General features: G+C 74.0%; 15 protein-coding genes. 4 read left to right on the top strand and 11 right to left on the bottom strand.

Annotation, left to right across the window (positions count from 1 at the left end; translation table 11 throughout):
* Positions 1–232: 232 nt before the first annotated feature.
* Both ACZ5XZ_RS13930 and ACZ5XZ_RS13925 read left to right on the top strand, forming a co-directional pair.
* Entirely contained in the window at positions 233–2338 is a 2106-nt protein-coding gene (locus ACZ5XZ_RS13930) for a hypothetical protein (RefSeq protein WP_468977464.1), read from the top strand.
* On the top strand, positions 2328–3662 hold the full coding sequence (locus ACZ5XZ_RS13925; protein WP_468977462.1) for a hypothetical protein: 1335 nt from the start codon (positions 2328–2330) through the stop codon (positions 3660–3662). The genes ACZ5XZ_RS13930 and ACZ5XZ_RS13925 overlap by 11 nt, the downstream gene beginning before the upstream one ends.
* Before the next feature lie 287 nt (positions 3663–3949).
* Here ACZ5XZ_RS13925 and ACZ5XZ_RS13920 read toward each other — a convergent pair whose 3' ends face one another.
* Entirely contained in the window at positions 3950–4825 is an 876-nt protein-coding gene (locus ACZ5XZ_RS13920; RefSeq protein WP_468977460.1) for an alpha/beta fold hydrolase, read from the bottom strand.
* Between the two features lie 515 nt (positions 4826–5340).
* Positions 5341–6033: a metal-dependent transcriptional regulator gene (locus ACZ5XZ_RS13915; protein WP_238574840.1), complete on the bottom strand. Its 693-nt coding sequence runs from the start codon at positions 6031–6033 to the stop codon at positions 5341–5343.
* Between the two features lie 196 nt (positions 6034–6229).
* Between ACZ5XZ_RS13915 and ACZ5XZ_RS13910 the strand changes: the two genes are divergently transcribed.
* On the top strand, positions 6230–6997 hold the full coding sequence (locus tag ACZ5XZ_RS13910) for an SIS domain-containing protein (RefSeq protein ID WP_468977458.1): 768 nt from the start codon (positions 6230–6232) through the stop codon (positions 6995–6997).
* 550 nt (positions 6998–7547) lie between these two features.
* Here ACZ5XZ_RS13910 and ACZ5XZ_RS13905 read toward each other — a convergent pair.
* The gene (locus ACZ5XZ_RS13905) at positions 7548–8978 is read right to left on the bottom strand and encodes a PAS domain-containing protein (RefSeq protein ID WP_468977503.1); all 1431 of its coding nucleotides are present in this window, start codon (positions 8976–8978) and stop codon (positions 7548–7550) included.
* Between the two features lie 527 nt (positions 8979–9505).
* Entirely contained in the window at positions 9506–10183 is a 678-nt protein-coding gene (gene pdxH / locus ACZ5XZ_RS13900; RefSeq protein ID WP_468977501.1) for a pyridoxamine 5'-phosphate oxidase, read from the bottom strand.
* Positions 10184–10693: 510 nt separating this feature from the next.
* Between pdxH and ACZ5XZ_RS13895 the strand changes: the two genes are divergently transcribed.
* Positions 10694–11794: a citrate synthase 2 gene (locus ACZ5XZ_RS13895; RefSeq protein WP_468977456.1), complete on the top strand. Its 1101-nt coding sequence runs from the start codon at positions 10694–10696 to the stop codon at positions 11792–11794.
* Positions 11795–12336: 542 nt separating this feature from the next.
* Here the strand turns inward: ACZ5XZ_RS13895 and ACZ5XZ_RS13890 are convergent.
* The 7 genes from ACZ5XZ_RS13890 to ACZ5XZ_RS13860 form a co-directional block, all read right to left on the bottom strand.
* On the bottom strand, positions 12337–12972 hold the full coding sequence (locus tag ACZ5XZ_RS13890; RefSeq protein WP_468977454.1) for a TetR/AcrR family transcriptional regulator: 636 nt from the start codon (positions 12970–12972) through the stop codon (positions 12337–12339).
* Positions 12960–13730 (bottom strand): enoyl-CoA hydratase family protein, encoded by a 771-nt coding sequence (locus tag ACZ5XZ_RS13885; protein WP_468977452.1) that lies wholly within the window; start codon positions 13728–13730, stop codon positions 12960–12962. The genes ACZ5XZ_RS13890 and ACZ5XZ_RS13885 overlap by 13 nt, the downstream gene beginning before the upstream one ends.
* 167 nt (positions 13731–13897) lie before the next feature.
* Positions 13898–15064: an acyl-CoA dehydrogenase family protein gene (locus ACZ5XZ_RS13880; RefSeq protein WP_468977450.1), complete on the bottom strand. Its 1167-nt coding sequence runs from the start codon at positions 15062–15064 to the stop codon at positions 13898–13900.
* A 118-nt stretch (positions 15065–15182) separates the two neighbouring features.
* The gene (locus ACZ5XZ_RS13875; RefSeq protein ID WP_468977500.1) at positions 15183–17081 is read right to left on the bottom strand and encodes an acetyl/propionyl/methylcrotonyl-CoA carboxylase subunit alpha; all 1899 of its coding nucleotides are present in this window, start codon (positions 17079–17081) and stop codon (positions 15183–15185) included.
* Positions 17082–17089: 8 nt separating this feature from the next.
* Entirely contained in the window at positions 17090–18688 is a 1599-nt protein-coding gene (locus ACZ5XZ_RS13870) for an acyl-CoA carboxylase subunit beta (protein WP_468977448.1), read from the bottom strand.
* Entirely contained in the window at positions 18685–20433 is a 1749-nt protein-coding gene (locus ACZ5XZ_RS13865) for an acyclic terpene utilization AtuA family protein (RefSeq protein WP_468977446.1), read from the bottom strand. Before ACZ5XZ_RS13865 ends, ACZ5XZ_RS13870 begins: the two co-directional genes overlap by 4 nt.
* A complete protein-coding gene (locus tag ACZ5XZ_RS13860) occupies positions 20430–21233 on the bottom strand; it encodes a TIGR03084 family metal-binding protein (RefSeq protein WP_468977443.1) in 804 nt (267 codons plus the stop codon). Before ACZ5XZ_RS13860 ends, ACZ5XZ_RS13865 begins: the two co-directional genes overlap by 4 nt.
* Positions 21234–21246: the final 13 nt, after the last annotated feature.

Raw genomic sequence — 21246 nt, 5'->3', positions numbered from 1 at the left:
TCCTCGTAGTGGGTCTACGTGGACGATCCCGACAACGCAGCGAGCGTGCGTGCCAGGCGTCGCAGGCCAGGCGGGACTTTGCGGACACGACCTAGGCCCAACGGGCCGGTGCGGCCGCGCCGTGAGGTTGTCCACAGGCCGCGCCGGCCGATGCGCGCGGGGGGTAGCGTCGTGGCGACGACAGCGACGAGGTCGTGGCGACGACGGGGGACAAACGGGGGTGGGGGCGGTGATGCGCGCCGGAATCGTGCTGGTGACGGGCTGGCTGGCGGTGCTGCTGTGCGCCGGCGCCGTGCAGGCGGCGCCGGCCGGACCCGACCAGCCCACGCAGACCGCGTACCTCGCCGAACAGCTGCGGAAGAGCCCGGTCTACATCAGCGACCAGATCCCGCTCGCCGTCCCTCGCTCGTCCGCGCCCGAGTTCGCCCGCGAGGCCCGGCGGCTGGGCGTGCCCACGTACGTGATCGTGCTGCCGAGCTCCGCCTACGGCGCGAAGGCCGACGCCCTGCTCGCCGGTGTCCATGACCGGCTGGGGCGCAAGGGCCTGTATGTCGCCCTGACCGACTCCGGTCTGGACGCGGTGCAGACCTACGGTGTGAGCCTGCCGGGTGTCCAGGACGCGGACACCGCGACGCTGTACGAGCTGCCGTACGACGCCACCCCCCGCGAGGTCTTCCGGCACTTCGTCGAGGTGGCCACCTCCGGGCAGGCGCCTCAGCGCGCCGAGAAGGCGCGCGCCAAGTACGGGGACGGGTCGGACGAACCGCCCGCCCTGCACATCAGCCGCACCGACCGCGAGAACCAGAGCTTTGTGACCGGTGCCGCGGTCACCGGCATCCCGCTGACGGCTCTGCTGATCACGTGGTACGCGCTGCGCCGGCGGCGGGTGCGCCGCGCGGCGGCCGGGGGTGCACCGGCGGGGCGCGGCGGGACGAAGGCGGGCGGCGGGGCGAAGCCCGGCGGCGCGAAGGCGCGCCCGGGGAAGAAGGGTGGCGCCGGGAAGCAAGGGAGCCCCGGCAAGGGGTCGGCCGGCGGCCCCGGGCCGGTTCCGCGGGCGCGGTTGCTGTCCCTGCTGGCGGGGGCCGTGGTGCTGGCCGGCCTGATCGCCTTCACCGCGTCGCAGGTCTTCGACGGCACCACCAGCGGCGACGGCTCCCGCCCGACGGCCGCCGACCTGCGCGCGCGTCTCGACCGGGTCGCCGACGGGCTGCGCCGCGACCCGCTCTACCTCGACCCGGAGAGCACGCCCGCGCTGGACACCGCCGAACGCGACCGCCTCCGCAAGCGGCTGCGCGCGCTGGACCTTCCGGTGGTGATCGCCTCCGTGCCCAGCAGCACCGACGACGAGTCCGGTGGCGACAAGGAGCTGCTGGCCAAGTCGCTGCACGACCGGCTGCGCCGCGACCTGCTCATCGTGCTCGCCGAGCCGGTGTCCGGCGGCATCGAGGTCGTCAACTACGGCACCCGCGTGAACGACATGTACCTCCTCGACCGCCCGCGCGACCTGTCGTACCCCGAATCCACCGACCCCGAGCTCGGCCGCCGCCTGGACCGGCTGCTGACGTACCTCGCCAAGTCCCCCAAGGACAGCACGGGCAACGCCCCCTACGTCCCGCCGCCGGCCGCCGACCCCGCCGAGGAGCAGGCGCTGCCCGGCCTGTTCGCCGGGGACTTCGCACCCGGTCTGCTCGTCGGCGCCTTCGCCGCCGGCCTGCTCCTCGCACTGGTGGCCGCGGGGTGCGGCATCGCCCGCGCGACCACCCGCCGGGTGCGGGCGACGGACGGCGACCAGGGCCCGGCCCAGGCACCGCACCAGCCGTCGCTGTCGTGGCTGCGGCGCACCGCCCGGCAGGAACTCGACGCCCTCACCGCCGCCCTGGAGCCGGCCGCCGCCCTGCCCGAGGACGACCGGCGCCGGGCGTGGGAGTGCCTGGACGCCGCCGCCCTGCTGATCGACGGCGACAGCGACAGCCGGATCGACGCCGACGCCACCCCCACCGCGCTCGCCTGCGCCGTCGTGCTGGCCCGCGCCGGCCGCACCGCCATCGAGGAACCGTCCGCCGCACAGCACGCCTGCCATCGCAACCCGCTGCACGGCGCGGCCCGCAAGGGCGCACAGATACGGCCGGACGGCGGCGGCCGGGCCCGGTCGCTACCGGTGTGCGAGGCGTGCCGGGCGACGCCCGGCCCGGTGCTGCGGCTGCGCTCCTCGGGCAGCGCCGGGCGCGGATCGTCCGCCCCGTACCCCACCCTCCCCGGACCGCTGGCCGCGCTCGGCGACGGCGCCGGAATCGATCAACTCACCCGCGATGTACGGGAGTACTTCGGTGTGCACTGACCCCACCCACCGCCTCGGCCCCCGGCGCGCCGCGGCCCGCCGGCTGCGGACCGTCCTCGGCCTCGGCGCCTCGTCCGTGGCGCTGCTGTTCGCCGCGGCGGCGCCCGGTGCGGCCGCCGACGGGAGTCCGGGCGGAAAGAGCCCGGGGCAGAAGATCGCCGATGCGCTGCGCCGCTCGCCGGTCCATGTCGATCCGTCCCTCTCCACGGCCGTCGACGCCGACCAGCAGCGCAAGCTGGTCGACCAGATCGAGCGGACCGGCCTGCCGATCCGGGTCGCGCTGGTGCCGCTGGTCGAGGGCGACAGCTGGGGCGGCAAGCCGGACCGGCTCGCCGAGGTGGTCCACGACCGGATGGGCGGCGGCCCGTCGATCCTGATCACGCTCGGGGACCTCCCCGGCGACATCTCCGCCCGCGAATGGCCCGAGGGCGCCCATCAGGCATCGCACGCCGCCGACGCGGTCTTCTTCCAGGACGACATGAAGGGCGCGGGGCCGGCCCAGCGCATCGCCCGCGCGATCAGCATCATCAAGGCCGGCAACGGCGACGCGGTGTACGAGAAGGCCACCGCCCAGAGCCTGGGCACCCCGGCGCCCACACCGCACAAGACGGCCGGCGCGGACAAGGCGACGGCCCCGTCGGCCGCGCACGGGTCCCCGCTCCTACGGACCCTGTCCCTCGTCGTCGGGCCGGTGCTGCTACTGGCCGCGGCGGGGCTGCTGCTGCGGCGGCGGGCCCGACTGCGCGACCTCTCGACGCCGTTCGCGATGCCGCGTTCGGTCTTCGCCGCCGCGCGGAAGGCCGACGAGGCCGGGCTGCGCGACCGCGCGACGGAGGAAGTCGTCCGGCTGGGCGAGGAGGCGCGGGCCGCGCAGGGCGAACCGGCGGCCCTCGAACGGGCCCTGGACGCCTATGCCGCGGCCGGCACGGTCCTGGACCGGGCGCGCGGAACCGTCGATCTGGCGGGGGTGTTCGCCCTGATCGCCGAGGGCCGCGCGGCGCTTACCAAGGCCCCCGTCACGCTGCCCCTGTGCTTCTTCCACCCGCTGCACGGACCCGCCGTCCGCCGCATACCCTGGCGGCCCCTGGGCCGCCGTGAGCAACTGCGGGTGGCCGCCTGCGAGACCTGCCTGCGCGCCGTACGCACCCGACGCGCCCCGGAGGTGCTCACCGACCGGCGGGACGGCCGGCCCGTCCCGTACTTCGAGGTCCCCACCGAGGACAGCCTCTGGGCCGCCACCGGCTACGGCTCCCTGCTCAGCGGCGCGGACGACTCGCTCGCCGGCCGCGTCCAGCGCGGCGACTTCACCCGCACGCTGGACTGAGGGATTCACCCGGACGCTGGGCCAAGGGAGCTTGAGCCGCACGCTGCCCTCACGGCCAAGGCTCCGGCCGCGGCGGCCGAGTCGGCTCGGGCGCTCAGGCGGCCGAACCACTCGGTCGGCAGAAGCGTTCGGGCGGGCGGCGGAAGCGTTCAGGTGGCGGAGACAACCTCAGCCGACGTGTCGTCATATCGCCGGGCCGCGGCTGCCGAAGAGCCCGCGGCACGCCCGGCATCCGCCGCGCGCCGGCCCCGCCCCGCCCCGACCTGTCCCGCCCCGCTCCGCACCTCTCAGCTCGGCATCGTCGCCGTATGGAGGAACGGTTCGATGGCGTCGCACCAGGCGTCGGGCTGTTCCCAGGGGAGCAGATGGCCCGCCTCGGGGATTTCGGCGTAGGCGCCCCTGGGCAGGACACGGACCATCTCCTGGGCTTCGGCGCGGCCCAGTTCGGCATCGAGGCCGCGGATGACCAGGGCCGGGCACGGCACCTGGGCGAGCTCGTCCCAATGGGCGTCATGGACCCAGGTCTCACGAGCGGTGAGCATCTGCCGGCGGGAGAAGACCGGTCGCCACCCGTCGGCGCGCTCGGCCATCACCTCGGCGAAGAACTCACCACGGGCCGGCCGCGGCCGCTCCAGGGTCGGGTCGTCCTCGCCGAACCACTTGCGGACGTCCGCAAGCGTGGCGAACGGCACCGGCCAGGAACGGAACCACTCGGTCCACTCGCGCTGCGAGGCCGCCCCCAGCGCGGACGCCCGCATATCGCAGATGACCAGCGCACTGACCAGATCCGGGCGCCGGGCCGCTAACTGCCACGCCGTCAGGGCCCCCATGGCATGCCCGACCAGGGCGACCGGAGCGAGGCCCAGCTGCTCGACGGCCGCGATGGCGTCCTCGACATACGCCGCACGGTCGTACGGCCCGTCGGCGGGCTTCTCGCTGCGGCCGTGCCCACGCTGGTCCAGGGCGACCGGGCGGTGACGGGCGCTCAGCCGCCGGGCGGTGTCCGCCCAATGCGCGGCGCGCCCCATCAGGCCATGGAGCAGCAGCACGCCCGGACGGTGCTCGCCGCCTTCCAGCCCGCCACCGGTCTTGGGCGGGTCGGTGAATTCCCAGGCGGCGAGTCGTACGCCGCCGGTCCCCGTCACATCGATGCGCCGCACCATGTGCCCTGGCACCCCCAGTCGTCCCTTGGCCAGCTCCACACTATCGAACCCCTATTCGAACGCACCGCTCCCGCGCAGAACACCCCTCGTTCGAGTGACCTCGCTCAAGGATTGGCCGCGCTCACCACGGGGAGACATCTGCCGGGAGGCGGGCCCTACCGGGAAGGGGGCCCGTGGGGGAAGACCCTGAGAGCTCGGGGCTCCGGGTCTTGGGTGGGGGACATGGGGAGGCAGGGCCCCGGCTGCTCGCAGCGCCGGGGCCCTGACCGTCGCCCGATTCAGTGGATGCATCCGAGCCCCCTCCCTGGCAAGGACAGGCCGACGCATGGCCATGCGTCAGCGTGACACGAGAGCGGCCGTATCGCACGGATTCGCACAAGTCCGTTCAACGCGCAAGGACTTACCGAGCCCGCTCAGCGGCGCGTCGGCGCAGCTCAGCGGGCTCGTGAGGGGCACTCGGAGAGAGTGCGAAAAGAAAGAAAACGCTCGCGGCAAGCCGCGGTCAGCACACGGCTTCAGCGCTTGGCGACGAAGACGTGCGAGGCGATCTCGGAGTCCAGCTCGGCCGCCTCGCCGCTGCTGCCGACCAGCACACCGGCCGGCGACTCCGTCACGCTCACCACCGCGCCCGGCTGCACGCCGGCCCGCCGGAGGGTGTACATCAGCTGGGCGTCCGCCTGGATCGGCTCACCGATGCGGCGCACCACGGCCGTCTTGCCGTCGGCACCGGCGTCCAGATCCATCAGGCTCACCATGCCCGCGTCCAGGAACGGATCGGCCTCGGCCTTCTCACCCAGCTCCTCAAGGCCCGGGATGGGGTTGCCGTAGGGCGACTCCGTCGGATGCCGCAGCAGCTCCACGACGCGGCGCTCGACCGCCTCGCTCATCACATGCTCCCAGCGGCACGCCTCGGCGTGGACCTGCTCCCATTCGAGCCCGATGACGTCGACGAGCAGGCACTCGGCGAGGCGGTGCTTGCGCATCACCCGGGTCGCCAGCCGCCGGCCCTCCTCCGTCAGCTCCAGATGCCGGTCGCCCGCGACCGTCAGCAGCCCGTCTCGCTCCATGCGCGCGACCGTCTGGCTCACCGTCGGGCCGCTCTGTTCGAGCCGCTCCGCGATGCGGGCGCGCATGGGGACCACACCTTCCTCTTCGAGTTCGAGGATGGTGCGGAGATACATCTCCGTGGTGTCGATCAATCCGGACATGCGTGCCCCTTGATGTGTGGTGCGGTGGCCCTGGACTCAATTCTGACGCATCCCGCTGACAACGGTGCCTCGTCGTCCGCGGAGCGGACCCCGCCGGGCCGTATTGACAGGGCACTGGTCCAGACCGCAACGTGATCCGCGCCACTGATCAGATACGACGAGATCCGACGCGATCCGACGAGAGGGGCCCGCGGCAATGGCTGACAGCGACCGGAGCGACCGGCTGGCCGGACAGTACTTCGACGCCGCGATCGACCTGCTGCAACGGGTCCGCGACGAGGAGGGCGAGCGGATCGCCGCCGCCGGGCGGCTGATCGCGGACACCGTCGCGGCGGGCGGCCGCGTCTTCTCCTTCGGTGCCGGCCACTCCTCGCTCCCCGCACAGGACACGGTCTACCGCGCGGGCGGTCTGGCGGTCATGAATCTGCTGTCCGTGCCGGGCGTCGTCGGTGTCGACGTACGGCCCGCGACGCTCGGCAGCGCGCTGGAACGGGTCGACGGGCTGGCCGCGGCCGTCCTGGACACCAGCCCGCTGCGGCCGGGCGACGTACTGGTGATCATCTCGCTGTCCGGGCGCAACGCGCTGCCCGTCGAGATGGCGATGAACGCGCGGGCCCTGGGCATCAAGGTCATCGGCGTGACGTCGGTGGCGTACGCGGAGGCGACCAAGTCGCGGCACACCTCCGGCAGCTTCCTCAAGGACCACTGCGACCTCGTCCTGGACAGCCGGATCCCGGTCGGTGACGCGGAGCTGACGCTGCCCGGCATCGACGCGCCGTTCGCCCCCGCCTCCACGGTGGTCACCAGCGCGATCATGCAGGCCGTGGTGGCGACCGCCGCCGGCACCCTCACCGAGCGGGGCATCGACCCGCCGCTGCTGCGCTCCGGCAACGTCGACGGCGGGCACGACTGGAACGCCCGGGTGATGAGCGAGTACGCGGACCGGATCTTCTACCGGGAGTGAGGGGCGGGGGGCGGGGGGTGCGGCGTGTGGGGGGGGCGGGGACGCCTAGGGGGCGGGCGAACAGATCCCGTAGGGGACGCGAGGGCCCCCTGCGGGGCCACAACGTGGCGGGGCGGGGTGGCATTCCCGCGGAGGCGGGTGAGGGGCCGCAAAGCCAGGTGGTCGTCCCGCTGGCACGCTGCGGGACGAGCGCCACAGCCACCACAGCGGGACCGGCAGACCACAGCCGGACCGGCACCACAGCGGGCACCGGGAGCACAGCGGGACCGGCCCACAGCGGGCACCGGGAGACCACAGCGGGACCGGCGGGACCACTGCGTGACCAGCAGGCCACAGCAGAACCGGCAACCGCAGGGTGACCGGCAGACCACTGCGGGAGCGGCAGACCGTAGGGTGCTTGGCTGATCGCTGCGTGACCGGCAGGCCCCGGCGTGACGGGCAGCCCGCGGCGTCACCGGCAAGGCGACCACTGGCGGCGCGGCGCGGTCTCGCCTCGCCCGCCCCGTCTCGCCCCGTCTCGCCCAGCCTCGCCTCGTCTCATCTCGTCTCGTCAGGTTGACGCCGCGCCCGACAGGTCCAAGGAGGCGGCGATGCGGGCCGCGACCTCCTCCGCGTAGTCCGCGTCCGCGCGGTCGAAGGGGCGGCGGGCGGGCGAGCGCAGGAACGTCACGACGCCGAGTGTGCGACCGCGGCTGCGCAGCACAGCGCACAGGCCGTGCACGGTGCCGTCCGGCCAGTTACGGGCGGCCGCCCAGCCCTCCGCCGGAGCGGAGCCGGCGCTGCTGCGCACCGAGCCGCGGCGCTCGTACGCCTGGAACGCCGGGTGGCCCCGCACATACGGCACGGGGATGCCGGTCGCCGAGGACGCCTCCGAGGGGCCGGGCGAACCGGCCGGGGAGGACAGCGTCCGCACGAGAGCGCAGGCCGCGCCCGCCCCCTCGTAGCTTCCGTCCCCGTCGTCCGCCTCACGGGCCTCGTACGTGTCGTCCCCGGAGACCACCCCGTACGGCGCCGGAGCGGGCTTCGTGGCGAGGTCGACCAGGCCGTGGTCGGCGAAGCCCGCCAGGGCGAAGTCGAGGTGGACCGCGGCGGCCTCGGCCGGGTCCGGGCACTCCGCGGCCGCCCGGCCGGCGCGGTGGAGCTGATGGGCCCGGAAGCGCAGCAGGGAGTTCTCCTGTTCGGTGCGCTTGGCCTCCGTGATGTCCTGGAAGAGCCAGGCGACGCCCAGCGGCACCGGCTCCTCCGCGAGCGGCGAGGCCAGCCGGACGAAGCCGCTGCGCCAGCACCGGCGCGGCAGTTCTGCCTCCTCGGAGCGCAGCGTCACCCACAGCTCGGCGGCGGCCGGCGGCGCGCCCTCGGCGAGGACGTGCTGCAGGGCGCACTCCAGCTCCTCGACGCCCTGCGCCAGCAGCTCGGCCAGCGGGCGCCCCAGCAGGGCTGTTCGCCCCACGCCCAGGATGCGGGCGGCGTGCGCGTTGACGACGGCGGGCCGCAGATCGGCGTCGACCAGCACCACACCCCACGACGCGTCCTCGAAGAGCGCCTCGCTGAGCGCGATGGACCGCTCCAGGTCGATCTGCGTGTGCACCTCGCTGAAGGCGCAGTACGCGCCGGAGACCCGGCCGCCGGGGTCGCGGACGGCGGAGGACTGGGTGCGGACGAGAACGCGGTGGCCGTCCTTGGCCAGCAGGGCGAACTCATGGACCTGCCGGCCCGGGGAGCGCATCGCGGCCGTGAGCGCGGCGTCGACGCCGTCGGCGTCCTCCTTGCGGACGGCCCAGCCGGTCAGGCCCGTACGGCCGACGGCCTCCGCGGCGGTCCAGCCCAGGATGTGCTCGGCCTCGTGGTTCCAGTGGGTGACCGTGCCGTCCGCCGAGAAGGCGACCAGGGCGGCGTCCATGCCGTCCAGGAGCGCGGCGAGCAGGCCGGAGTCCTCGGTCTCGTCGGCGGCGCAGCGCGCCGAGGCCGAGGAGCCGGACAGACCGGAAGAAGCCGACGATGCAGACACTGGCACCCCTCACGAACGCGGCCGCACGTGCTCCACCTGGGAACATTCAACTGGAACGTGACACACCCCACAGCCGATTCGCGGAAATCGTTGCTCCCGGAAAAATTTGGTTGTGCCGTGCCGGAGCGCTTCCTAATGTGTGGAGCACACGAGAAGGGAGGTGGTTCGGCCAATGATTTCGCACCGGACGCGTGAGGTGGCTGCGGGCTAGCGGCCCGTCGCTTCACCGAAGTGCAGCGCCGGACCAGCGCATACTGCAGATGCGCAGCCGGCCAATTCCCAGCAGTCACCCGACCCGCGGGCTGTCGGTTCGTCCGACCGGCCCTTCGCGCCACCGAGCGCGGAGGAGCAGCCCGCGGGTCGCCTGCGTTTTTGCGCGGGTCACCCGCGTTTGTACCGGCGGGTGAGGGTGTGGCTGTACGGCCGGGTTCGGGTTCGGCTGTACGGCCGGGTTCGGTTCGGCTCAAGGGCCGGGGGCCCGCAAGGGTCCGAGCCCCGCCTTACGGCGCCAGGCGCTCCACCCTCCAGGTCACGCCGCCGGCCTCGGTTCCGGCCTCCGTCCCGGCCTCGGTCTCGGTCTCGATCTCGGCCTCGCGAACGTATCGGAGCCGGTCGTGGAGCCGGTTCAGCCGGCCCTGCCAGAATTCGATCGTTTCGGCCGCGATCCGGTAGCCGCCCCAATGCGGCGGCGCGGGCACCTGCTCGCCCTCGGGGTAGCGGGCCGCCAATTCCTCGTAGGCGCGCTCCAGTTCCTCGCGCGAGGCGACCGGGGCCGACTGGTCGCTGGCCCAGGCGCCCAGCTGGGAGCCGTGCGGGCGGGTGCGGAAGTAGGCGGCGGTCTCGTCCCGGCCGATGCGCTCCGCGGTGCCGGTCACCACGACCTGGCGGGAGAGCGGATGCCAGGGAAACACCAGGGAGATATGAGGGTTTTCGGCCAGCTCACGGCCTTTTCGGCTGTGATAGTTGGTGAAGAACACAAAGCCGCGGTCGTCGAACGCCTTGAGCAGCACGGTCCGCGAGCTCGGCCGGCCGGCGGCGTCCGCCGTCGAGACGACCATGGCGTTCGGCTCGTGCAGACCGGCCACCGTCGCGTCCTTGAACCAGCGCGCGAACTGGTCGTAAGGGCTGGCGGCGAGATCGGACTCGGCGAGTCCCTCGGCGCGGTAGTGCGCACGCATGGTGGAGGGATCGGGGGTGTCGGCGTGAGGCGCGTCGGCTGGGTGCACGGCCTCATCTTGCAGCATCGCCGCGGGCGCGGTCAGGTGGGAGGGGCGGAAGTCTGCCCCTCGTCGACCAGCCGTAACCCTCCCGTCGGCCAATCGACCGATGTGCCGGATCTCACGCTTCCCCGCAGGTGAGGGACCCGACAAAATCATGGCTCGGCGCACTGTGGCCCCCGGACAGGGGGAGCTATCGTGTTCCGTCCGGCCCGAGGGGACGCACCACACGCCCTGACCACACGGCCTGACCGCAAGAGCACCGCACCGACCCCGCCCGCCCGCGGCCCCGACCCACCGCGGGCAGGACCCTCGCGTGGCCCACGCCCTGGCGGGGCATCACCGGGGTGACCGGTACGGACCGCGAGCTGCCCGCGCAGCCGCGTAACCGCGCCGGCGCCGCACACCAGACTCGACCGCACGGCAGCCGGTCACAGGCCGTATGCCGTCCCCAGCTTGAGGAGCCGCCTGATGTCCGACTTCGTACCCGGACTCGAGGGAATCGTCGCGTTCGAGACGGAGATCGCCGAACCGGATAAGGAGGGCGGCGCGCTCCGCTACCGCGGGGTCGACATCGAAGACCTCGTCGGGCACGTGTCGTTCGGGAACGTCTGGGGACTGCTGGTCGACGGGGCGTTCAACCCCGGTCTGCCGCCCGCCGAGCCGTTTCCGATCCCGGTGCACTCCGGAGACATCCGGGTCGACGTGCAGTCGGCGCTCGCCATGCTCGCGCCCGTATGGGGCCTGAAACCGCTGCTGGACATCGACGAGGCGACCGCCCGCGACAACCTCGCCCGCGCGGCGGTCATGGCGCTGTCCTACGTCGCCCAGTCGGCGCGCGGGCAGGGCCTGCCGATGGTGCCGCAGAGGGAGATCGACAAGGCGGAGACCGTCGTGGAGCGCTTCATGAAGCGCTGGCGCGGTGAGCCCGACCCCAAGCACGTCAAGGCCGTCGACGCCTACTGGACCTCGGCCGCCGAACACGGCATGAACGCCTCCACCTTCACCGCCCGGGTCATCGCCTCCACCGGAGCGGATGTGGCGGCGGCGCTCTCCGGCGCGGTCGGCGCGATGTCCGGTCCGCTGCACGGCGGCGCGCCCTCCCGGGTCCTGGGCATGATCGAGGAGATCGAGCGGACCGGCGACGCCGGTGCCTACGTCCGCAAGGCGCTGGACAAGGGCGAGCGGCTGATGGGCTTCGGCCACCGCGTCTACCGCGCGGAGGACCCGCGTGCGCGGGTGCTGCGGCGCACCGCCAGGGAGCTGGCCGCGCCCCGCTTCGAGGTCGCCGAGGCGCTGGAGAAGGCCGCCCTGGAGGAGCTGCACAACCGCCGCCCGGATCGGGTGCTGGCCACCAACGTCGAGTTCTGGGCGGCCATCGTCCTGGACTTCGCCGAGGTCCCGGCGCACATGTTCACCTCCATGTTCACCTGCGCGCGGACGGCCGGCTGGAGCGCGCACATCCTGGAGCAGAAGCGGACCGGCCGGCTCGTCCGCCCCTCGGCCCGCTACGTCGGCCCCGGGGCGCGCGGGCCGCAGGAGATCTCGGGCTACGGCGACATCGCGCGCTGAAGTCCACTGCGTTTGGGCTGGCTTCCCACGTTGTCGGCTGTCCCGCCGTGGTGGTTTTTCGCCGTTGCGCCTGCGGCGGGCCCCTCCGCTGCGCTTTGCTGCCGCCGACTCGTCTGCTTTCGCGCCGTTGCGCCTGCGGCGGGCGTTTGCTTGTCGGCTGCGGTGACAGCCCTACGGACTCCGTCCTACGGTCTGTCCCCTCCCGTGGGTGGGTGGGAAGGCAGGCCGGTGGGGGCGGGCCCCGGCCGTCAACTACCGGCACACGAGGGCTGACGTTCACCCCCTCCGGTCTCCTTCCCCCCTCCCACGGGAGGGGGCGGACCGCAGGACGGAGTCCGGAGGGCCGCACCCGCTGCCGAAAACGCCCCGCGCAGCGGCAACCAGCCCGCCGCAGGCGCAACGGCGAGAAAGCCAGACAAGTCGGCCACAGCAAAGCGCAGCGGAGGGGCCCGCCGCAGGCGAAAAAAGCGAAACCCCCACGGCGGGACAGCCGACAACATGGGCCGCAGCAAGGCGCAGCCGACAACGTGGGAAGCAGCAAATCAAGTCGAGCGCAGCGGATTCAGGGCGGCGTCGATGATCTTCGCCCACTGCTCGACAACCCGGTCGCGCCGGGCCGAGTCGTCCGTCAGGAGGTTGGCCAGGCCCAGGCCCCGGGCCATGTCGAGCAGGCCCTGGACGGTCTCGCGTACGCCGGGCACGGCCTCGTCGGCGTCCAGCAGCGCCACCGCCGTGCGGTGCGCCTCGCGGCCGACCCGCGCCTCCAGGGCGGTGACCCGTTCGCGCAGCTGCTCCTCGTCGGAGGCGGCCACCCACAGATGCAGCGCGGCCTTGAACAGCGGCCCCGTGTACAGGCCGACCAGCTCCTCGACGATGATCCAGGTGCGGGCGATGGACCCGGCGGGCGGCAGGTTGTGGGCGACCGCCTTCAGGGCGCCCTGCCGCTTGTCCGCGACATGCTCGACGGCCGCCGTGAACAGGTCCTCGCGGGTACGGAAGTGGTGCTGGGCGGCGCCCCGGGAGACGCCCGCCCGCTCGGCGACCACCGAGACCGTACTGCCGCTCCAGCCGCGCTCGGCGAGGCACGAGACGGCCGCCTCCAGCAGCTTCTGGCGGGTCGCCCGGCTGCGTTCCTGCTGGGGCGGGCGGGCGCCGCGGGCCGGGGTCAGCGCGCCCATGCCGGGGCCCGTCGCTCCAGGAAGGCGGTCATGCCCTCGCGGGCCTCGGCGGAGCCGAAGAGGCGCGCGGACTGCTCGGCGAGCGCGTCGGTGTCGCGGTCGAAGGCGCCGAGCACCTCGGCGGTGACCAGCTTCTTCGACTCGGCCAGGCCCTGGGGCGAGCCCTTGCGCAGGCCCTCCAGTACGGGGGCGAGCCCGGCGTCTACGTCCTCGGCGGCGAGGGTGACCAGCCCGATCCTGGCCGCCTCCGCCGGGCCGAACTTCTCGCCGGTCAGGTAGTAGCGGCTCGCGGCGCGCGCGTCGAGCCGCGGCAGCAGCGGCAGGGAGATCACGGCGGGGGCGAGGCCGAGGCGGGCCTCGGTGAAGGCGAAGGTGGCGTCCTCGCCCGCCGCGGCGATGTCGCAGGCGCCGAGCAGTCCGAGGCCGCCGGCCCGTACGTGCCCGGTGACCCGGGCGACGACGGGCCGGGGCAGTTCCACGATGGCGCGCAGCAGCCCGGCCAGGCCCAGCGGGCCCGCCGTGGCCGCGCCCGAGGTGGCCTCGGACAGGTCGGCTCCGGCGCAGAACGTGCCGCCGGTGTGGGTCAGTACGACGGCGCGGGTGGCGTCGTCGGCCGCGGCGTCCGCCAGCGCCGTGTGCAGCTCGGCCATCAGCCGGGCGGAGAGCGCGTTGCGGTTGTGCGGGGAGTCCAGGGCGAGGGTGGTGATGCCGCGCTCGTGGGAGCGTGCCACCAGGGGTGTCGCGGGTGCGTCGGTCATCGGTGGGTCGGGCTCCTTTCCCTGGCGCGCGGTGCACGCCGCAGGATCGTGCACGGGCGGCCTGCCCGGCAACTCGCCGTCCGTGAAGGGGGCGCTGCTCAGGGGTGGGCGGGCGCCGGGCAGGCGGCTTGTCGGCCTCGGTTGGCCTCGGTTGGCCTCGATTGGCCTCAGTACGACTTGGGCAGGCCCAGGGTCTGGTGCGAGACGAAGTTGAGGATCATCTCGCGGCTGACCGGTGCGATCCGGGCGACCCGGGCGGCGGTGATCATCGAGGCGAGGCCGTACTCCTGGGTGAGGCCGTTGCCGCCGAGGGTGTGGACGGCCTGGTCGACGGCGTGCACCGCGGCCTCGGCCGCCGCGTACTTGGCCATGTTGGCCGCCTCCCCCGCGGCCATGTCGTCGCCCGCGTCGTAGAGGTGCGCCGCCTTCCGCGTCATCAGCCCGGCCAGTTCCAGTTCGATATGGGCCTGGGCGAGCGGGTGGGCGATGGCCTGGTGGGCGCCGATGGGCTCCTTCCACACCTGGCGGGTGCGGGCGTAGTCCACGGCCCGGTCCAGCGCGTAGCGGCCCATGCCGAGGGCGAACGCGGCGGTCATGATGCGCTCGGGGTTGAGCCCGGCGAAGAGCTGGAGGAGTCCGGCGTCCTCGTCGCCGACGAGGGCGTCGGCGGGCAGCCGCACCTCGTCCAGGGTCAGCTCGAACTGCTTCTCCGGGGCGGCCAGTTCCATCGGTATGGCGCTGCGGCCGAAGCCGGGGGCGTCGCGCGGGACGATGAACAGGCAGGGCTTGAGGCGGCCGGTCCGGGCGTCCTCCGTCCGACCGACGATCAGTGTCGCGTCGGCGATGTCCACGCCCGAGACGAACACCTTGCGGCCGCTGAGGATCCAGTCTCCCCCGCCGTCCCGGCGGGCGGTGGTGGTGATGCGGTGCGAGTTGGAGCCGGCGTCCGGCTCGGTGATGCCGAAGGCCATCGTGCGCGAGCCGTCGGCCAGGCCGGGCAGCCAGGCCCGCTTCTGCCGCTCGGTGCCGAAGCGGGCGATGACGGCGCCGCAGATGGCGGGGGAGACGATCATCATCAGCAGCGGGCAGCCGGCCGCCCCCAGCTCCTCCAGTACGAGGGAGAGTTCGGTGATGCCGCCGCCTCCGCCGCCGTACTCCTCGGGGAGGTTGACGCCCAGGTAGCCGAGCTTGGCGGCCTCCCGCCACAGGTCGTCGGTGTGCCGGCCCTCTGCGACGGCGGCGGCGAAGTACTCCCGGCCGTAGCGGCGGCCCAGCGCGGCCACGGCCTCGCGCAGGGCGCGGTGTTCCTCGGTCTCGATCACAGGGTTGCTCATGACGGCTCCTTGTGTGCGTGGGTGAGGTGTGTGCGGTCCGGGCGTGGCCCCGCTGGTCGATCCGTTGCGGTCCGGCGTGGCCCGCGGTTCGGTCCGTGCGGTTTCCATCCATGCGGTGTCAGTCCGCGACCACGGCGAGCAGCGCGCCCACCTCGACCTGCTGGCCGGTGCGGGCGGGCAGGGCGGTGAGCGTGCCGGCGGCCGGCGCGGTGATCCTGTGTTCCATCTTCATCGCCTCCAGCCACATCAGGGTCTGCCCCGGCTCGACCCGGGCTCCCTCGGCCAGCCCGTCGGCGATGCGGACGACCGTGCCGGGCATGGGGGCCAGCAGCGAGCCCGGCTCGGTACGGGCCGCGGGGTCGGGGAAGCGGGGCAGTGCGGTCAGGGCCCAGGAGCCCTGCGGGGCGTCGACGTGGACCCGCTCGCCGTAGCGGGTGACGGTGAACTCCCTGCGCAGGCCGTCCACTTCGAGCACCACCGCGGTGGCACTGGAGGACAGCAGCCGCACACCGGGGAGGTCCTCGGCGTGCAGCCGGCCGCGGGTGAGGCGGTAGCGGATCTCGTGCGTCGTGCCGTCGCAGTCGTAGGTCTTGGTCTGCGGTGCGGAGGGGACGTTGCGAAAGCCGCCGAAGCGGGACCGGCCGTGGGCGTCGGCGAGGGCCGCGGCCAGGGCCGCCACCCGTGCCGCCGCGGGGTCGCCGGGCCCGGTCAGCTCCGCCAGGTTGCGGTCGTAGAAGCCGGTGTCCAGGCCCGCCGGGTCGGTGAACTCCGGGTGGCGCAGGGAGCGGACGAGCAGTGCGCGGTTGGTGGCGGGGCCATGGATACGGGCGCGTTCCAGGGCGCCCGCCAGCTTGCGCACGGCCTCCTCGCGGGTCGGCGCCCAGGCGATGGCCTTGGCCAGCAGGGCGTCGTAGTGGACGGTGACGCGGTCGCCGCCGGTGACGCCGGAGTCCAGGCGGATGCCGTCGGGCAGGGTCAGGCGGTGCACGGTGCCGGTCTGCGGCTGCCAGCCGGCCGTCGGGTCCTCGGCGTACAGGCGGGCCTCCACGGCGTGCCCGGAGGGCTCGGGCGGGCGGGCGTCGAGCGGCCGGCCCTCGGCCACCCGGATCTGCAGGGCGACCAGGTCGAGGCGGTAGATCTCCTCGGTGACCGGGTGCTCGACCTGGAGGCGGGTGTTCGTCTCCAGGAAGTACGCCCGCCCGTCGGCCGACACCAGGAACTCCACGGTGCCCGCGCCGCGGTAGCCGATGGCGCGGGCGGCCCGCTCCGCGGCCCGGTGCAGGGTCTCGCGCAGCTCCTCGGGCAGCCCGGGGGCGGGCGCCTCCTCGATGACCTTCTGGTGGCGGCGCTGCAGGGAGCAGTCGCGGGTGCCGAGCGTCCATACGGTGCCGTGCGCGTCGGCGAGGATCTGCACCTCGACGTGGCGGCCGCCGACGACATACGGCTCGACGAAGACCTCGCCGTCCCCGAAGGCGGCGGCCGCCTCGGCTTCGGCGGCCTTCAACTCGCCCGGCAGGTCGGCAAGTTCGCGCACCACGCGCATACCGCGTCCGCCGCCGCCCGCGGCCGCCTTCACCAGCAGGGGCAGCTCGGCCGCAGTGGCGGCGGCCGGGTCCACGGGGGACAGCAGCGGCACCCCGGCCGCCGCCATCAGCTCCTTGGCGCGGGTCTTGGAGGCCATCGCCTCGAGGGCGGCGGGCGGCGGGCCGATCCAGGTCAGGCCCGCGTCGGCCACCGCCGCCGCGAAGGCGGCGTTCTCGGAGAGGAAGCCGTAGCCGGGGTGGATCGCGTCGGCGCCGGCGGCCAGCGCCGCCCGCACGATCAGCTCGCCGCGCAGGTAGGTGTCGGCCGGGGCGTCGCCGGGGAGCCGGACGGCGGTGTCGGCCTCCCGGACGTGGGGGGCGCCGGCGTCGGCGTCGGAGTGCACGGCGACGGTGGCGATGCCCAGCTCGCGGCAGGTGCGAAAGACCCGGCGGGCGATTTCGCCGCGGTTGGCTACGAGGACGGAACGGATCACTGTCTGCCTCACATCCGGAAGACGCCGAAGCCGCCCCGCGCGCCCTCGACGGGGGCGGTGTGCAGGGCGGACAGGCACAGGCCGAGGACGGTGCGGGTGTCGCGCGGGTCGATGACGCCGTCGTCGTAGAGCCGCCCGGACAGGAACATGGGCAGCGACTCCGACTCGATCTGCTGCTCGACCATGGCGCGCAGCCCGGCGTCGGCCTCCTCGTCGTACGGCTGCCCCTTCGCGGCGGCCGAGGCGCGGGCGACGATCGACAGCACGCCGGCCAGCTGCTGCGGGCCCATGACGGCGGACTTGGCGCTCGGCCAGGCGAACAGGAAACGGGGGTCGAAGGCGCGGCCGCACATGCCGTAGTGCCCCGCGCCGTAGGAGGCCCCCATCAGGACGGACAGGTGCGGGACCTTCGAGTTGGACACCGCGTTGATCATCATCGCGCCGTGCTTGATGATGCCGCCCTGCTCGTACTCCTTGCCGACCATGTAGCCGGTGGTGTTGTGGAGGAAGAGCAGGGGGATGTCGCGCTGGTTGGCCAGCTGGATGAACTGGGCGGCCTTCTGGGACTCCGCGCTGAACAGGACGCCCTGGGCGTTGGCGAGGATGCCGACGGGGTAGCCGTGCAGCTCGGCCCAGCCGGTGACCAGGCTCGGCCCGTACAGCGGTTTGAACTCGTCGAAGTCGGAGCCGTCCACGATCCGGGCGATGACCTCGCGCGGGTCGAAGGGCGCCTTGAGGTCGCCGGGGACGATGCCGAGCAGCTCCTCCTCGTCGTACTTCGGCGGTGCCGCGGGGCCCGGATCGGGGTGCGCCTTGCGCCAGTTCAGGCGGGCGACGACCCGCCGGGCCCGGCGCAGCGCATCCGGCTCGTCCAGCGCGAAGTGGTCGGCGAGGCCCGAGGTGCGGGCGTGCATCTCGGCGCCGCCCAGCGACTCGTCGTCGCTCTCCTCGCCGGTGGCCATCTTCACCAGCGGCGGCCCGCCCAGGAAGACCTTGGCGCGCTCCTTGACCATGATGACGTGGTCGGACATGCCGGGTACGTAGGCGCCCCCGGCGGTGGAGTTGCCGAAGACCACCGCCACGGTCGGGATGCCGGCCGCCGACAACCGGGTGAGGTCCTTGAACAGCGCCCCGCCCGGGATGAAGATCTCCTTCTGGCTGGGCAGGTCGGCGCCGCCGGACTCGACGAGGGAGACCACCGGCAGGCGGTTGGCGAAGGCGATCTCGTTCGCGCGCAGGGCCTTCTTCAGCGTCCAGGGGTTGGAGGCGCCGCCGCGCACGGTCGGGTCGTTGGCGGTGATCAGGCACTCCACGCCCTCGACGACGCCGATGCCGGTGACCAGCGAGGCGCCCACCTGGTAGTCGCTCCCCCAGGCGGCGAGCGGCGACAGTTCCAAAAACGGGGTGTCGGGGTCGACAAGCAGCTCGATCCGCTCCCGGGCGAGCAGCTTGCCGCGCCCCCGGTGCCGGGCGACGTACTTCTCGCCGCCGCCCGCGATCGCCTTGGCGTGCTCGGCCTCGACGTCCGCGAGCTTGGCGAGCATGGCAGTGCGCCGCTCGGTGTACTCGGCGCTCGTCGGGTCGAGCCCGGTTGCCGGCACGGTCAACACAACACCTCCGGTATGTCCATGTGCCGCGCGCGCAGCCACTCCCCCACGGCCTTGGCCTGCGGGTCGAAGCGGGCCTGCGCCGCGACGCCCTCGCCGAGCAGTCCCTCGACGACGAAGTTGAGCGCGCGCAGATTCGGCAGTACGTGCCGGTCGACCGGCAACTCGGCGGTCTCCGGGAGGAGTTGCCGCAGCCGCTCGACGGTCAGCGTGTGGGCCAGCCAGCGCCAGGCCTGGTCGCTGCGGGCCCAGACCCCGATGTTCGCGGAGCCGCCCTTGTCCCCGCTGCGGGCGCCGGCGACCAGGCCGAGCGGCGCCCGACGGGTGGCCCCGGCCGGCAGCGGCTCGGGCAGCGGCGGGTCCGGCAGCCGCACCAGTCGCCGTGTCCGCCCCGGAGGGCGGATGGGCGTACGGGTGCCGTCCGGCAGTACGGCGGTGTGCGCCACCTCCGCCGCGGGCACCGCCACCGCTTCGAAGACCCCGTAGGGGGAGCCCCTGCCGGGTGGGGCGGTGACGTGGAAGCCGGGGTAGCTGGCGAGCGCCAGCTCGATCGCGGCGCCGCTGACCGTCCGCCCCACCGCGTCCTGGTCGCCGTCGCGCACCACCAGCCGCAGCAGCGCGGCGGCCTCCTCCTGGACGTCGGCGTCGGCGTGGTCGGTGCGCGCCAGCGTCCAGCGCACCTCGGCCGGGCGGCGGCCGGCGGCCTCGAACGCCGCGTCCATCTGCGCTTTGACCAGCTCCGCCTTGTCCTCGACGGCCAGCCCGGTCAGGACGAAGGTGACCTCGTTGCGCCAGCCGCCGAGGCGGGTGAGCCCGGCCTTGAGGTCCGGCGGCGGCGCCTCGCCGCGCACCCCCTCGATCCGGACCCGGTCCGGGGCCTGCGCCACCACGCGCGCGGTGTCCAGCCGCGCGGTGACCTCCGGGCCGGCGTAGCGCGCACCGGAGGTCTCGTAGAGCAGTTGGGCGGTGACCGTGCCGACGTCGACCACCCCGCCCGTCCCCGGGTGCTTGGTGATCACCGACGAGCCGTCCCGGGCGATCTCGGCGAGCGGGAAGCCGGGCCGCAGCACGTCGTGGTCGCCGAAGAACGCGTAGTTCCCTCCGGTCGCCTGGGTTCCGCACTCCAGCACATGCCCGGCGACCACCGCGCCGGCCAGCTGGTCCAGGTCGTCGGGCCGCCAGCCGAAGTGGGCCTGGGCGGCGCCGCTGACCAGCGCGGCATCGGTGACCCGCCCGGTCACCACCACATCGGCGCCGGCCCGCAGGCACGCGGCGATCCCGCCGCCGCCCAGATAGGCGTTGGCGCTCAGCACGCCCTCACCCCAGCCCCCGCGGGCCAGCAGATCGTCGCCCTCGACGTGCGCCACCCGCACCGACACCCCGGCCTTGTCCGCCAACTCCCGTACGGCGTCGGCGAGTCCGGCCGGATTGAGCCCGCCCGCGTTGGCGACGATCCGCACCCCGCGCTCGACGGCCAGCCCGAGGCCCTCCTCCAACTGGCGCAGGAAGGTCCGGGCGTAGCCGCGGGCGGGGTCCTTCAGACGGTCGCGGCCGAGGATCAGCATGGTCAGCTCGGCGAGGTAGTCGCCGGTCAGCACGTCCAGGGGGCCGCCGGTGAGCATCTCGCGCAGCGCGTCGAAGCGGTCGCCGTAGAAGCCGGAGGCATTGCCGACGCGCAGAATGTCGGGGTCGGCCCCCAGGGGGTGTGCGGGGGCGGCAGCGGCCGGGGCGCCGTCGCCGCTCATGCGGCGCCGCCCTCCCCGGAGGGCCCGCGGCCCTTGCCCGGCGGCCCCGCGAAGGCCTGCGCGATCCCCAGCCACCGCTGCGCCTCGGCCCCCTCGGCCCGCAGGGAGGGCAGATCGTCGCGGTGCGCCCGCTGGGTCACCAGCAGGCAGAACTCCAGCGCGCCTCCGGTCACCCGCTGCCGGGCGTCGGCCGGGCCGTACGCCCACACACTTCCGTCCGGCGCCCGCAGCTCCACCCTGAACTCCTCCTCGGGCGGGGCGAGGTGATGCGTCGCGAAGGAGAAGTCGCGGGTGCGCACCCCGATCCGGGCGATATGCCGCAACCGGGCGGTGGGCAGGCGGGTGACGCCCAGCGTGTCGGCGACGTCCTGCCCGTGCGCCCAGGTCTCCATCAGCCGGGCGGTGGCCATCGACGCGACGCTCATCGGCGGGCCGTACCACGGCAGCTTCTCCCCCGCCGGGTGTGCGGCCAGCGCCCGGGACAGCTCGTGGCGGCCGGCGCGCCAGCCGGCGAGCAGCTCCGCGGGCGGCGTCTTCGCACCGGCCTCGGCGGCCTCGTCGACGAAGGTGAGCGGCGAGGCGAGCGCCTCCTGGGCGGCCCGGGCGAACGCCTCGGGGTCGGTGGCCGAGAGCAGCGCCTGGCGGTCGGTCCACGCCAGATGCGCGATCTGGTGGGCGAGGGTCCACCCCTCGGCGGGCGTGGGCAGCCGCCACCGCGCGGCCGGCAGCCCGGCGACCAGCGCGTCCAACTCCTCGCTCTCCGCCCTGAGATCCGCCAGTACGGGACCGGCATCCAACACGCGGCACTCCCCT

The organism is Streptomyces sp. NPDC033270, from assembly GCF_055576575.1.
The sequence above is the reverse complement of the archived record's forward strand: the minus strand, read 5'-3'. Positions and strand labels throughout refer to the sequence as shown.

Excerpts from the sequence above, each read along its gene's own strand:
- ACZ5XZ_RS13930 (WP_468977464.1), top strand. The coding sequence starts at position 233 with ATGCGCGCCGGAATCGTGCTGGTGACGGGCTGGCTGGCGGTGCTGCTG.
- ACZ5XZ_RS13920 (WP_468977460.1), bottom strand. The coding sequence starts at position 4,825 with ATGGTGCGGCGCATCGATGTGACGGGGACCGGCGGCGTACGACTCGCC.
- ACZ5XZ_RS13915 (WP_238574840.1), bottom strand. The coding sequence starts at position 6,033 with ATGTCCGGATTGATCGACACCACGGAGATGTATCTCCGCACCATCCTC.
- ACZ5XZ_RS13910 (WP_468977458.1), top strand. The coding sequence starts at position 6,230 with ATGGCTGACAGCGACCGGAGCGACCGGCTGGCCGGACAGTACTTCGAC.
- pdxH (WP_468977501.1), bottom strand. The coding sequence starts at position 10,183 with ATGCGTGCGCACTACCGCGCCGAGGGACTCGCCGAGTCCGATCTCGCC.
- ACZ5XZ_RS13895 (WP_468977456.1), top strand. The coding sequence starts at position 10,694 with ATGTCCGACTTCGTACCCGGACTCGAGGGAATCGTCGCGTTCGAGACG.
- ACZ5XZ_RS13890 (WP_468977454.1), bottom strand. The coding sequence starts at position 12,972 with ATGGGCGCGCTGACCCCGGCCCGCGGCGCCCGCCCGCCCCAGCAGGAA.
- ACZ5XZ_RS13885 (WP_468977452.1), bottom strand. The coding sequence starts at position 13,730 with ATGACCGACGCACCCGCGACACCCCTGGTGGCACGCTCCCACGAGCGC.
- ACZ5XZ_RS13880 (WP_468977450.1), bottom strand. The coding sequence starts at position 15,064 with ATGAGCAACCCTGTGATCGAGACCGAGGAACACCGCGCCCTGCGCGAG.
- ACZ5XZ_RS13865 (WP_468977446.1), bottom strand. The coding sequence starts at position 20,433 with ATGAGCGGCGACGGCGCCCCGGCCGCTGCCGCCCCCGCACACCCCCTG.